The sequence below is a fragment of the Pseudomonas sp. P179 genome, assembly GCF_000478485.2.
GTDB lineage: Bacteria > Pseudomonadota > Gammaproteobacteria > Pseudomonadales > Pseudomonadaceae > Pseudomonas > Pseudomonas aeruginosa.
Map to the genome: position 1 here is coordinate 6074001 of NZ_KI517354.1, position 12715 is coordinate 6086715.

Consider the following 12715-nt stretch of genomic DNA (forward strand, 5'->3'; position numbering starts at 1 on the left):
CGCCGCTACGGCGTGCGCGAGCCGCGGGCACTGGCCCTGGCCACGGTCGACGGGCAGGGCCGGCCGTCGACGCGGATCGTGGTGATCGCCGAGCTGGGCGAGCGCGGGGTGGTGTTCGCCACCCACGCCGATAGCCAGAAGGGCCGCGAACTGGCGCAGAACCCCTGGGCCTCGGGGGTGCTGTACTGGCGCGAGAGCAGCCAGCAGATCATCCTCAACGGCCGCGCCGAACGCCTGCCCGACGAGCGCGCCGACGCCCAGTGGCTGAGCCGCCCGTACCAGACCCACCCGATGTCGATCGCCTCGCGGCAGAGCGAAACCCTCGCCGACATCCACGCCCTGCGCGCCGAAGCCCGGCGCCTGGCGGAAACCGACGGCCCGCTGCCGCGCCCGCCGGGCTACTGCCTGTTCGAACTGTGCCTGGAGTCGGTGGAGTTCTGGGGCAACGGCACCGAGCGGCTGCACGAGCGCCTGCGCTACGACCGCGACGAAGGAGGCTGGAAGCACCGCTACCTGCAACCGTGACGACACCGCTGCGCCGGCGTTTCACGGCGGATATGCGTCCCGCGGCCCCGGAGCCGGGCCGTAGGGCGAATAACGCCACCGGCGTTATCCGCCGCTGCGCTGGCGTTTCATGGCGGATAACCGCAAGCGGTTATTCGCCCTACGCGGCCTCGAAGCCCACCCGTTTCATGGTGGGTAATCGCACGCGGTTATTCATCCCACACGGCCTTGGAACCCATCCGTTTCACGGTGGATAACCGCACGCGGTCATGCGCCCTGAGCGGGCTCGGAGTCCGGCCCAGGCGATGTTCGGGGTTGGACGCCGTAGCCGAAGGCCCGGCGCAATCCGGCGATCGCCTGTTGCCGATCCATGCCGCGCACGGCCGGCGGATCGGCGCGTTCGCAGAATTCGCGCCAGACGAACAGGGTCAGCTCGGCGCCATCGGTAAGGGGTTCGGCGGTCGGCACGCCGAACTGCTGGAGCGTCCGGTAACGCGTGTCCTCCCAGAACAGTTCCTCGACCCAGTCGTACAGTGGCATCAGGTGGAAATGCACCGGCAGGCCGGGCATGTGGCCGTAGCGGCCGACATAGATGCGTCGCGGCCGCAGCAGCGCGTCCATTTCGCGCTCGACCCTGGCCAGCAGCGGCCCGAATTCGGCGAGGGCCTGTTCCGGCAACTGGTGGAAGGCCGTCGCCGGTTGCCGCGAGCCGAGCATGCAGTAGCCGGGCAGGGCCGAGTCGATCCGCTGGTTCAGCGTCCAGTGGCGGGTCTGGTGGATGATCAGCTCGGGCGGGATATGCATGGACGGCGCTCCGCAGATGGGACGCCCACTGTAACCCGTCGTCAGGGAAGATCCAGCCCGGTCTTGCGCCGTTTCATTTCGTCGATGCGTTGTCGCAGCGCCAGGCGCTGGGCTTCCGGCTTGGCCAGCCACCAGTCGCGCACCGCCGAGTTGTCGTAGCGCGTCAGCCAGGCGGGGAAGCGCGCCATCTGCGCTTGCGGAAAGTCGTTGGCGCGGCCGCGCAGGTAGTGATCGAAGAAACCCAGCACCAGGGCGTTGGGAGCCTGGATGAGGACTTCCGTCGGTGCCGAGCCGAGCAGCCCGTCGCGCAGCGGCCGGCGGATGAACAGCGGATTGTCGGTAAGCCCGGCATGGGCCGAATCGCGCAGTACCAGGCGATGAATGTCCTGGCGCTGGCCGGCGTGCTCGAAGCGTTCGTAGGAAAAGTCGTTGAAGCTTCTCGGGCGGGCCGGCGGTTCGATGCCGAACAGCCGGTAGAAGTTGCCAAGGTCGGCGTGCAGCATCAGCAGCGGTGCCGGGAAATCGCTGTCGAAGGGCGCGAAGTCGAAGTCGCCGCCGTCGAGGTTGACGGCCGCCGCGCAGCGTCGGTCGACCATGCAGACCGCGCCGGTGGTCGAGCCGCCGAAGGACATGCCCATCTCGCCGGTGTGCGCGAAGTCGCTGGCGGCCACCAGGTCGGCGACCCTGTCCGGGACCTCGCCGGCCTGCAGGCGGTCATGGACGAACAGGCGGTCGGCCAGCCATACCGGCGCGCTGAGGTTGACGGCGCGGTTGGCCGGGGCGGGCAGGTCGAGGGCGGTGTGCAACTGGCCGTCGAGGCGCTGGTCGAGATCGTCGCTGACATAGCCCTGGCGCATGGCCTGCGGCAAGCCGTCGTGGGCGGCCCGGCGCAGGTGTTCGACCAGCCCGGGGTCCATGGGCAGCAGCGTGCCGTCGGGCAGGCGGGTCGGCGACGCGTCGCCGCTGTGCTGGATGGCGTAGACCGCGTAGCCGTGGCTGGCCAGTTCTTCCATCAGGGTCCAGTTGCCGCCGGCGAAGGCGCTGTAGCCATGGCTGTAGAACACCACCGGCAGGCGAGCGGAATCGTCGCGCAGCGGGGCGTCCGGATAGGAATTGGTGCGCAGGTGCTTGAGGTAGGCGAGCAACGGCGGAAAGCCGAGTATTTCACCGAAGCCCCGCGCGGTGCTGCGTGCCTCGTCCGGGTCGAAGTAGTGGCGTGGTGCGGCGCCGGCGATCGGGCGCGCCGGGTACCAGGCACGTACCAGCAGGCGCCGCGGCTGCCCGGCCGGGGCGCCGAGCAGGCCGGGCCGGCTGGGGTCATCCAGTTCGAAATCGCGCACGCCGACCGCATAGGGGCCGCTCGGCGCCGGCAGCGGCGCGACCGGGAACAGGTACAGCGCGGCGATTGCCAGCAGCACCAGCAGGCCGTATAGCGAACCGGTCCGGAACGGCAGGCCGCGCACGGGCTTCCGGCGCAGGCAGGCGCCGAGCAGCAGGGAGAAACCGGCGAAGGCGCCGACGCCGGCTTGCCAGCGGTCGTCCCATGCAGCGTACAGGCCGGCGCCGAGCGCCAGCGTCGAGGCGAGCGCCAGCAGGCCACGGCGGCCGGGCAGGGCGGGTATCCACCAGGCGAGCAGGGCCGCCAGCAGGGTCGCGACCAGCAGCAGGTCGACAGCGGTCATGGTGCTTCGCTCCTCGTTTCCACGGGGCGCGTCGGTTGGCTCGGCCAGAACGCCGCCAGCGCCAGCAGCAGACCGACCAGCGCGTAGGGGGCGCGGCTGTCCAATTGGTGGAGCAGCGTGCCGAGCAGCGGCCCGCTGATCAGGCCGAAGCCATGTACGGCCACCAGGGTGCCGGCGGCGGCACCCTGTTCCTCGGCGCGCACGGCATTGGCGTTGAGCGCCGAGACTGCCGGGAACACCCAACCCATGCCCGCCGCGGCGACGAAGAAGGCCAGCCAGAGCAGCGGCGGCGAGTCGGCGAAGCACACGGCGGCGAAGCCGATGGCGGCGACCAGCCCGCCGACCCGGATCAGTCGCGGCGGTGGCCAGTCCAGGCGGCGCACCAGGAGCTGGGCCAGGATCAGCGCGACGCCCACGGCGGTCAGGGCGATGCCGGCCACCCGCGCGGCGTCGGCGGAATCCAGGCGCAGCCGGTCGAGGGCGAAGAAGCCCACGGTGATCTGCGCCACGGTGACGCTGAACATCGCCACGAAGCCCACCGCCAGCGGCCGCCGCAGGCGGCGGTCGCCGATCGCCAGGGCGGCGCCGCGGTTCGGCTGGCGACGCTCCTCGCGCGGCAGCCAGCGCCAGAGCGCCAGCAGGGCGACCAGGGGCAGCGCGCCGGTGACCAGCAACGGCAGGACCAGCCCGTGAGTCGCCAGCAGTCCGGCCAGCCCCGGCCCGATCACCATGCCTATCGCGCTGGCCGCGCCGAGTCCGGCCAGCGCCGCGGCGCGTCGTTGCGCCTCGACGTGATCGGCCACCAGTGCCGCCGTGCAGGCCGGCACCGCGGCGTAGAAACCGCCGGCGAGGCCGCGCAGGAGAACGATACCGGCGAAGGCGAGCAGGGTCGGCAACGTCCAGTGCAAGGCGAGCACGATGAACAGGCAGAGCGAGGCGTAGGAGAGGGCGAAGCCGGCCAGCCCGCCGAGCAGTATCCTCCGTCGCCCATGCCGGTCGCTGGCGATGCCCCAGGGCCGCGCCGCTAGCATCCAGGCGATGCCGCCGACGGTCACCGCGGCGCCGGCCTGCCAGGGCGCCAGGCCGAGCTTGCGGGCGAGCGGGCCGACCAGGGCGACGAAGGACATCACCGCGAGGGTGCAGACGAAGGTCTCGAACATCAGCGGACGCAGGTCCAGGGTGTTGGCGGAGGGCGGCGGGGTGGTCATCTCAGGGATTCCTTCGGGTTCGCGGCAGGCGCAGCCAGACCCAGCCGACCAGCACCAGCGGAGTGCCCAGGGCGAGCCAGGAGAGCAGGTCGTAGAGGCCGTCGCCGAGCAGCGCCGAGAGCAGCCCGAAGAGGCCGAGCAGGGCCAGCAGCAGGGGCCAGCGGAAGATCATCCAGAGACCGCGCCTCATGCCTTGCCCTCCGTCGCCAGGCTGCCGCCCGGCAGTTCCGCCAGGCGCTTCTCCAATGGCGTCTTGCGTCGGCCGAGCCAGAGGTAGAGACCGCTGGCGAGGATGACGATGCTGACGAGGTCGAGCAGCGCCCAGACGATCTTCAGCGGCATGCCACCGTAGTCGCCGAAGTGCAGCGGCTGCGACAGCAGGAGCGTCTTCACGTACAGCGGCATCTCGCGCATGTCGGTGAGTTCGCCGCTCTGCGCGTCGATCAGTGCCGGCTTCAGCAGGCGCTCGGTGAGCGGTGTGTTGCCGCGCATGAACACCGCATAGTGATGCTGGCTGCTGAACTGGGTGCCGGGGAAGCCGACGAAGCTGACCTCCATGTCCGGCGCCGCCCGGCGTGCCGTGGCCAGGGCCGCGTCGAGCGAGCCGAGGCGCTGTAGCGGCGGCGCGTCCTTGTAGGGCGCGGTCATTTCCGCCAACTGCCCGCCTTGCCAGAGCATCAGGATCGGCAGGGCCAGGGTGTTGATCACCCCGGTCACGCCGACCACCAGTACCCAGGACAGGGTGACGATGCCCAGCAGGTTGTGCAGGTCCAGCCACTTCAGGCGACGGCTGCGTTCGGCGCGTACCGTGGCGAAGTCCAGCTTGCGCATGAACGGCGTGTATACCACCACCCCGGACACCAGCGAGGCCACCAGCAGCAGGCCCATCAGGCCGAGGAACAGGTAGCCGGGCAGGCCGAGGAACAGGTCGGTGTGCAGCTTCAGCATCAGGTACATGAAGCCGCCCGGCGGCGGCAGCGCGTCGAAGAATTCCCCGGTACGCGCGTCGAACGGCTGCATGTGGCCGTTCTCCGGCGGCGGTACCAGGCTCGGCGCGCTGATCACCAGGCCCAGCGGGTCGTCCTTTTCGAATACCAGGAAGCGCACCACTTCGCCCGGCCGGGCGGCCAGGGCGCGGGCGATCACGTCGTCGTAGTCGATGCGCGGCGACTCGGCGGTGAGCGGCTCGAGCTGCGGATGCGGCTCGAAGTAGTGCTCGATCTCCTCGTGGAAGATCAGCGGCAACCCGGTGAGGCAAAGCATCAGCAGGAAGATCGTGGAGATCAGGCTGGTCCATTTGTGCACCAGGTACCAGGTGCGCAGGGTTTTCGCGGTCATAGGCTGGTCATCGGCGGTTTCTGGTTATGGTGGGGCGGACTCAGAAGTCCGCCGTGAGGGAAAGGGAAAGGGTGCGCGGCGAGCTGATCGACAGGTAGCCGTTGGCTGCGGTCCAGTAGTCCTTGCCCAGCGCGTTCTCCAGGTTGGCGCGCGCCACCAGCGGCTTGCCGGCGACCTGGAAGGCGTAGGCGGCGCCGAGGTCGACGCGGTTCCAGTGCGGCACGGAGAGGGCGTTGGCGCTGTCCACATAGGCCGAGCCGGTGTAGATCCAGCGGCTGTCGAGGGTCAGTCCGTCGACGAACGGGGTGTCCCAGCTGACCCCCAGGTTGGCCTGGCGACGGGCCACGCCGGGCGCGTCCTTGCCTTCGCTGGCAGGGTCGCCGGTCTTGTTCTGCTCGGGCTTGATGTAGGTGGCGCCGGCCATCACCCGCACGCCGTCCAGCGGTTCGCCATAGAGGCTCAGCTCCACGCCGCGGTTGCGTTGCTCGCCGTCGGCGCGGAAGACGTTGCTGGCGTCGGTATAGGCGTTCGGTTTCCTGATCTCGAACAGCGCCAGGGTGGTGGTGAAGCCGCCCAGGTCGTACTTGGCGCCGATCTCGTATTGCTCGGCCTTGTATGGTGCCAGCACCTGGCCGGCGTTGGCCGCGGTCATCGGCGCCGCCTCGCCCTGGCTGAGGCCCTGGATGTAGTTGGCGTACAGCGACAGGTCCTGCAGCGGCTTGACCAGCACGCTGGCCATCGGCGTCCACACGTGCCGCTTGTCGTGGCTGGTGCGCGCGCCGCTGGTCTGGTCGTAGTTGCGCGACTCGATCTGCTGGCGGCGCACGCCCAGGGTGACCTGCACGCGATCCTCGAGGAACGACAGCCTGTCGGCCAGCGCCACGCCGCCGAGGTCGGTTTCATTGGTCTTCGGAATGCTCCCGTCGAGGCTGGAGAAGTCCGGCAGCGGCGTATGCGGCGAGGTCTGGTAGAGGTTGCCCGGCTGCATCCCGGTGAAGGCATAGACCATGCCCAGCCGTTCGTGCAGGCGGTTGGCGCTGAGCGTCCAGTCGTGGCGGAGCGGGCCGGTGTCGAAGTTGCCGCGCAGGCCGACCTCGGCGGAATAGGTGCGGCGGTCGCCGCGCTGGCGTGCCAGGCTGTTGACGATATCGCCCTGGTTGCCGACGAGGATGCTGTTGGCGGCGATGGTTTCGTAGTTGCTCTGGCGGCCGCCGATGCTGGCGAACGCCGTCAGGTTGTCGGCGAGGTCGTACTCGCCGCGGTTGACCATGGAGTAATCCTCCTGGTCCAGGTAGGAATCGCGCAGGCCGAAGCGTGTCTTCGAGTCCGGGGCGTGGGGGATGTGGGTGGTTCCCGGGCCGGTCAGCAGCGGGCGCACCACGCCTTCCAGGCTTTCCTTCTGGTACAGCAGGTCGCTGGACAGGCGCAGGCGCTCGCCACGGAAGTCCAGGCCCAGGGAGAGCATGGGAAACTCGCGGCTCTGATGGTCGACGGCGGTATCGCCGTTGCGGTAGACGCCGTTGAAGCGCACGCCGAAGGCGTTGTTCTCGCCGAAGCGCCGGCCGATGTCGAGGTGAGTGCCGAGCTGGCCGCGCTGGGTCCAGTCGACGCTGACGCGGGTCAGCGGCTGGTCGTCGGCGCGCTTGGGCACCAGGTTGATGGTGCCGCCGACGCTGCCGCCGGGGGAAATCCCGCCGAGCAGGGCGTTCGGTCCCTTGAGCACTTCCACGCGCTCGGCGAATTCGATCGGTACCCGCCAGAACGGCAGCAGGCCATAGAGGCCGTTGAAGGCGACGTCGGCGTTCTGCACGCTGAAGCCGCGAATCGTGTAGCTGTCCACCAGGTCGCCGCGCCCGCCGACCACCCGCACCGACGGATCGTTGGCCTGTAGCAGGTCGGCGACGCTGCGCGCCTGCTGCTGCTCGATGGTCCTGGCGGTGTAGCTGGTGATGCTGAATGGCGCATCCATCACGTCGGCGTTGCCCAGCATGCCCAGGCGCGCGCCACGGGCCACCTGGCCGCCGGCGTACTCGGCGGGCAGGGTCTCGGCACCGGCGGCCTGGGCGGTGATCAGCGAGGATTGCAGTTCCAGCGCGCCATCGGTGGCTGCCGGCACCAGGGTGTAGCTGCCATCGCTGCGCTGCTGCAACTCCAGGCCGCTGCCCAGCAGCAGGCGGTGCAGCGCCTCGACCGGCGCGTAGCGGCCGCGCAGGGCGGCGCTGCGGCGACCCTCGGTGAGCGCCGGGTCGAACGCCAGGGATACCCCGTTGTCGCTGGCGAAGGCCGACAGGGTACGGCCGAGCGGGCCGGGGGCGATGTCATAGCTGCGCGCCGAGCTGGCGGCGGGCGCCTCGGCGGCAAGCAGGGCGGGGGCCGCGCCGGCGAGGGCGAGGGTCATGGCGGCGTGGATGGCCAGGGACAGCGAACGGGGGCGAAGCGTGCGTACGGGCATGTACAGGGTTCCTCGTGGTCTCTGCGGACCTTGGGTCGGGGCGGATTCCTCTACTTGCCAGCCGAGAAGGAAAAAGGTCTCAGGTCGAGGCGGTTATTTTTCTGCGGAGCACGGTATGTCGATGGCAACGCCTGTTCCGGCGCAACGGCGGACGGCCTGCCGGGGTGGACGCGAGGGGGCGGTTGCCACGGGGATGGCGGCCGCGCCGTCACGCCGGCACCAGGCTGATCCAGTAGTCGGTCACCCCGCGCACCTTCAGCGGATAGGTGGCCTGCAGCATGCCCAGCGTGCGCCGCAGGTCCAGCAGCGGATAGGCGCCCGACACCGCCAGCCTGGCCAGTTGCGGGTCGCAGCGCAGTAAGCCGCGACGGTAGCGGGCGAGTTCGGCGAGCACCTCGGCCAGCGGCATCCGGTCGGCCATCAGCATGCCGCGGGTCCAGGCGTCCGGCAGGCCGTCGAAGGCCAGCCGGCGCGCTTCGCCGTCGGCGCCCAGGCGCACCGACTCGCCGCTTTCCAGCCAGCGCCCGCGTCCGTGGAGCGGGCTCAGTTCGACCCGCCCGGCGAGTACCGCGACCCGGGTCGCGGCCATCTCCTGGCGTACGTTGAAGCGGGCGGCACCGGCATGCAGCCGCGCTTCGGCGGTGGCGACGCGGAACGGACGCGGGTCGGCGCGGCTATCGACGAAGATCTCGCCGCGCAGCAGGCGTACCAGCCGCTGGCTGGCGTCGAAGGCCAGGTCCACGGCGCTGTCGGTGTTCAGGGTCAGCAGGCTGCCGTCGGGCAGGGTCAGGCGGCGCTGTTCGCCGACGCCGGTGCGCTGGTCGGCCAGCCAGTCGCGCAACGGTTCGGCCTGCCAGGTGGCGAGCCCCAGCGAGGCGCCGCCGAGGACCAGGGCGAGGTGCTTGATCGCGCGCCGCCGGTCCAGCCCGCGCTCGCGGCCGAGGGTCGGCAGGGCCAGCGCCGGCGGCAGTCGGCCGAGGCATTGCAGCAGGCGCTCGGCGCGCTCCCAGGCATGGGCGTGCTGTGGGCTGCGCTGCCGCCACTGGGCGCACGCCTGGCGCGTGTCGTCGGTGCAGCCGCTGTCCTGCAGGCGCACCAGCCACTCGGCGGCCTCGTCGAGGATCGGCGAGGGAATCCGGCCTTCGCCCGCGGCGTTCATTCCATCAGCTCCAGGCACTGGCGGAAGGCCTGCTGCATGTAGCGCTTGACCGAGCCCAGAGACACGCCCAGGCGCTCGGCGATGGCTTCGTACTTCAGGCCTTCGATCTGCGCCAGGAGAAACGCCTGGCGGACCCTGTCCGGCAGGCTGCCGAGCAGGGCGTCTACTTCATGCAGGGTTTCCAGCACCATCAACCGCTGTTCCGGCGGCGGCGCGAGGTCTTCCGGGAGGTTGGCCAGGGCATCGAGGTAGGCGCGCTCCAGCGACTGGCGCTGGAACCAGTTGATCATCAGCCCCTTGGCGACGGTGGTCAGGTAGGCGCGCGGTTCGCGCGCATCCAGTACCCGGCGCGAGGCGAGCAGGCGGGCGAAGGTGTCCTGGGCCAGGTCGGCGGCGTTTTCCGCGCAGCCCAGGCGTCGCCGCAACCAGCCTTGCAGCCAGCCATGGTGGTCCTGGTAGAGATGGCTCACAGCGTCGTGCAGGGAGGCGTCGGCCGGCGGCATGGAGGGGATCGCTGTTGTAATTGAGAATGAGTCTCATACTACTTACAGCGAGGGCATGCCTACAAGTCCCCCGGATCGGCGGCGCAGCGCCTCAAGCGTTTTCCAGGCCGTACTGGAAGAAAGCCATGTCGGCCAGGCGCCCGGTGGGGTAGAGGAGCCCCTTGCGGGCGGTCTCCAGGCGCGGGAACGACAGCCTTTCTTCGCCGATCAGGCGGTGCAGCGCGGTGAGGGTCCCGCCGTTGACGCTCGTCAGGCCCCGGCGTGGATACAGCGCGCGACAGGCGGCCACGTAGTGGCGGTCGAGGGCGGGAAACTCGCCCCAGACGCCGAGCAGGATCTTGCTCTTCAGGGTGTCGGTCCAGCTCACCCGGCTGCTGAGGGCGTCCATCGACCCGAGTACCGTTTCCAGCAGCTTGCGGTTGTGCGCCAGGCGCGCGCCGTTGCCGGCGAAATCCACCAGGGACAGCTCGAAGAGTTCCGCTCCGGCACCGCTGAAGAGCTGCCGGGCCAGCGCTTTCATCAGGTCCAGGTTGCTGTTCTGCAGCAGTCCCGAGGAGCCACGGAACATGCCCCAGTTGGCCAGGTAGAAACCCAGGTGCAGGGCGGTGGTGTCGAGCTGTTCGGGGGCGGTCAGGTCGTCCCAGCTGCGACTGGGGTCCCAGACATACTCCCAGAGGTACTCCCAGGCCCTCAGGCGCGGGTATTCGTTGCCCGGGGCGGGCGCCAGGCTGGCGTAGTAGCGGTGGACATAGCGGGCGGCATCGAAAGCCATGCGTTCGTTCCCTGGCAGCTTGGAAAGACGGCATGGTAGAGCGTGTGATATCAAAAGGCCATATCGCTGTTCGCAGGGGACGCCTTAGCGCCCCCGCGGAGCGGCCTCAGGTGTTATTGCAGCCCTTGGCGATGGAGTCCTCGTTGGAGGTGTACGGCCGCGAGGGTTCCAGGTTCCACTCGGGCTTGTTGCGGGCGACGTTGAAGTGGCAGACCAGTTGTCGGCGCATGCTGCCGATATTGCTGTCGCGGTTGTCCGGGTTGTCCTTCCATTCGCTGTCCAGGTAGTGGTCGACCACCAGCTCGTTAGGACGTCAGCGGGACGTGGCGGCGCCAGTCTGCAACCGGGCGCTGCGATGCACCGTGGTCCGGCATCCACAGGCCACGCCGCTGCCAGGCAACCGTTCCTGGCCGCGCCTGTTGGCGGCGGCGTCGCCCTGCAAGCGCCAGGTATCGGGCTCCGCCGTCAGTCCATGTCGCCGCCATGGTGCGCGGACTGCTCCAGGAGGCTGCCCTTAGCCGTCCTGCCCCTCGCTTCCGGCGACAGCCGGGTTGCCTGCAAGGCGAACCAGAGGGTCGCCACATCGGCGGTGCTGTCCAGCGAGCGACCGCTGATTTCCTCGATGCGGCGTATCCGGTAGACCAGGCTCTGCTTGTGTATGTGTAGCCGCTGCGCGGCGTTCAACCAGGACCTGTTTTCCTCGAGAAAGACCTGCAGCGTGTGTAGCAGTGCGGAGCCATTGGCCGCGTCATAGTCGTGGAGGGTGCCGAGGACCAGACGGAACGCCCGCTCGGCCTCGGCGAGGCTTCTGGGTAGCCAGGGCGCCTCGTCGTCCAGTTCCGCGTAGCGACACAACGGTCGCCGGGAATGGCTGTGGGCCAGGGCCAGACGCGCTTCGCGCAAGGCCTCGGCGCAACGTTCGGCACGACGGAGCGGGGCGCTCACGCCCAGCGAGCTGTCCAGGGCTTCCTGCAGTGTCGAGGCGAGGCCGGCCTGGTGCAGCAGAATGATTTCCTGGCCTTGCGCGCGAACCAGCAGGCGTGAGTCGTGGCCCCGGAAAAGACCGATAGGGTCGGTCGCGAGCCCCTCGGAACTTGCCACGGAAACGACTGCATCGTCGAGATCGAGCCCGGGCAGCAGTTCCTCCAGCCGCTCCTCGGCTTGTTCCCGGTATAGCCGTCGTTGCAGCAGGTCGTCGAGCAATTCCGAACCCAGGCGCAGGTGGCGTTCGCTTTCGACGCGCAGCCGTTCGATCTCTATGCCGAGCACTGCCGTCAGGTGGTGCAGGAGACTGTAGTCCGGCAGCCGCTCGCCCAGGGCTATCAGCAGGCAGTTCCGGTCGGAAGGAATGCCGATGCTGAGCGCTTCGCCTTCCGCGAGCGGATGGCGAAGGACCATTGGCTGCGGCTCCGCCTGCTCGCGACGGCGGTTGCGCAGCGCGTCGGCCAACTCCACGGGCAGCCCTGGCAGGCCTGGCTGCCAGGCCGCCAGGGTGTCGGGAACGATGAGGTAGAGGCTGCTTCGCACGTCCTTGCCGAGGCGTTGCAGCAGCGCCGGCAGGCCCAGTCCCTGCATGCTCAACCGGGCGCTTTCGTATATCCGGGCCAGGGCGTTGCGGCGCTCGTATTCGTCTTTCTGTCCCGCATCGACGATGGCCCGGGTCACGGCGGCGAAAGGGACGCCGTAGTGGGTGAGAATCAACGGGAAGCCCAGGGCCTCGGCCGTCTCGCGTAGGGCATCGAGGTCGCTCGGGGCTTCCATGTTCTCGCCGATCATCATGCCTGCCAGGCCGGCCTCGGCCAGTCTTCGGACGTAACGCCGTTGCCGCTCGGCGTCGCTCGGTATGCCCAGCCCGGTGGTCATCAGCAGGTCACCCTCGCCGAGCCATTCGGTGGGGTCGTCGAGTTCGCAGACATGCGCCCAGCGAACCGGGCGGTCGAGGCCGCCGGCTCCGCTCAGCAGGCGCGAACGGAGTTCGGGGAGGGCGATCAGGTGGCGGATGCTCTGCGGCATGTCCAGGAAACTCCAGGCATGGGCCTTCAGTGTAATCGCCCCGGGCGCAGGCAGCGCGCCCTGTCACCAACTGGCGGGCAGCATCCCCAGTGCCGAGGCGATCGCGTAGACCCCGCTGGAGGCGAACACCAGGACGATCAGCCCCTGTATCAGCGGATGGGCATACCAGCCGCAGCTGAATGCCGGCAGTTGGTCGCCGTGGCGCCGCGCCGCGTTGAGCAGGAGGATGGGGATGATGCCCATCAGTACGCCGCCGAAGGTACCGGCGAAGTACAGCGCG

11 protein-coding genes and 2 pseudogenes are annotated in these 12715 nt (G+C 69.5%); 1 reads left to right on the plus strand and 12 read right to left on the minus strand.

Going from position 1 to position 12715, the window contains the following annotated elements; genetic code table 11:
• Nucleotides 1-525: phenazine biosynthesis FMN-dependent oxidase PhzG (phzG, locus tag HMPREF1224_RS40295; RefSeq protein ID WP_010793467.1), on the plus strand; the 525-nt coding region annotated here is incomplete at its 5' end.
• Nucleotides 526-771: 246 nt separating this feature from the next.
• Here the strand turns inward: phzG and HMPREF1224_RS40300 are convergent.
• The 12 genes and pseudogenes from HMPREF1224_RS40300 to HMPREF1224_RS40355 all read right to left on the minus strand — a co-directional run.
• Nucleotides 772-1308 (minus strand): HIT family protein, encoded by a 537-nt coding sequence (locus HMPREF1224_RS40300; RefSeq protein ID WP_010794067.1) that lies wholly within the window; start codon nt 1306-1308, stop codon nt 772-774.
• A 41-nt stretch (nt 1309-1349) separates the two neighbouring features.
• The gene (locus HMPREF1224_RS40305) at nt 1350-2990 is read right to left on the minus strand and encodes an alpha/beta hydrolase (protein ID WP_010794068.1); all 1641 of its coding nucleotides are present in this window, start codon (nt 2988-2990) and stop codon (nt 1350-1352) included.
• The gene (locus HMPREF1224_RS40310) at nt 2987-4198 is read right to left on the minus strand and encodes an MFS transporter (RefSeq protein ID WP_010794069.1); all 1212 of its coding nucleotides are present in this window, start codon (nt 4196-4198) and stop codon (nt 2987-2989) included. The genes HMPREF1224_RS40305 and HMPREF1224_RS40310 overlap by 4 nt, the downstream gene beginning before the upstream one ends.
• A gap of 1 nt (nt 4199) precedes the next feature.
• The gene (locus HMPREF1224_RS40315) at nt 4200-4388 is read right to left on the minus strand and encodes a hypothetical protein (RefSeq protein WP_003088166.1); all 189 of its coding nucleotides are present in this window, start codon (nt 4386-4388) and stop codon (nt 4200-4202) included.
• Nucleotides 4385-5536, minus strand: coding sequence for a PepSY-associated TM helix domain-containing protein (locus HMPREF1224_RS40320; RefSeq protein WP_003132702.1), 1152 nt, complete (start codon nt 5534-5536; stop codon nt 4385-4387). The genes HMPREF1224_RS40315 and HMPREF1224_RS40320 overlap by 4 nt, the downstream gene beginning before the upstream one ends.
• Nucleotides 5537-5576: 40 nt before the next feature.
• Entirely contained in the window at nt 5577-7988 is a 2412-nt protein-coding gene (locus HMPREF1224_RS40325; RefSeq protein WP_010794070.1) for a TonB-dependent receptor, read from the minus strand.
• 208 nt (nt 7989-8196) lie between these two features.
• Entirely contained in the window at nt 8197-9147 is a 951-nt protein-coding gene (locus HMPREF1224_RS40330) for a FecR domain-containing protein (protein WP_010794071.1), read from the minus strand.
• Nucleotides 9144-9650 carry a sigma-70 family RNA polymerase sigma factor gene (locus HMPREF1224_RS40335; protein WP_003088185.1) on the minus strand — a complete coding sequence of 169 codons (507 nt, stop codon included), beginning with the start codon at nt 9648-9650 and terminating at the stop codon, nt 9144-9146. Before HMPREF1224_RS40335 ends, HMPREF1224_RS40330 begins: the two co-directional genes overlap by 4 nt.
• 91 nt (nt 9651-9741) lie before the next feature.
• Nucleotides 9742-10422: a hypothetical protein gene (locus HMPREF1224_RS40340; protein ID WP_009315577.1), complete on the minus strand. Its 681-nt coding sequence runs from the start codon at nt 10420-10422 to the stop codon at nt 9742-9744.
• 106 nt (nt 10423-10528) lie between these two features.
• Nucleotides 10529-10729: pseudogene (locus tag HMPREF1224_RS40345) on the minus strand (DUF2599 domain-containing protein); the annotation flags it as partial.
• Between the two features lie 158 nt (nt 10730-10887).
• Nucleotides 10888-12435: a PucR family transcriptional regulator gene (locus HMPREF1224_RS40350; RefSeq protein ID WP_010794072.1), complete on the minus strand. Its 1548-nt coding sequence runs from the start codon at nt 12433-12435 to the stop codon at nt 10888-10890.
• A gap of 63 nt (nt 12436-12498) precedes the next feature.
• Nucleotides 12499-12715, minus strand: a pseudogene (locus HMPREF1224_RS40355) (amino acid permease); the annotation flags it as partial.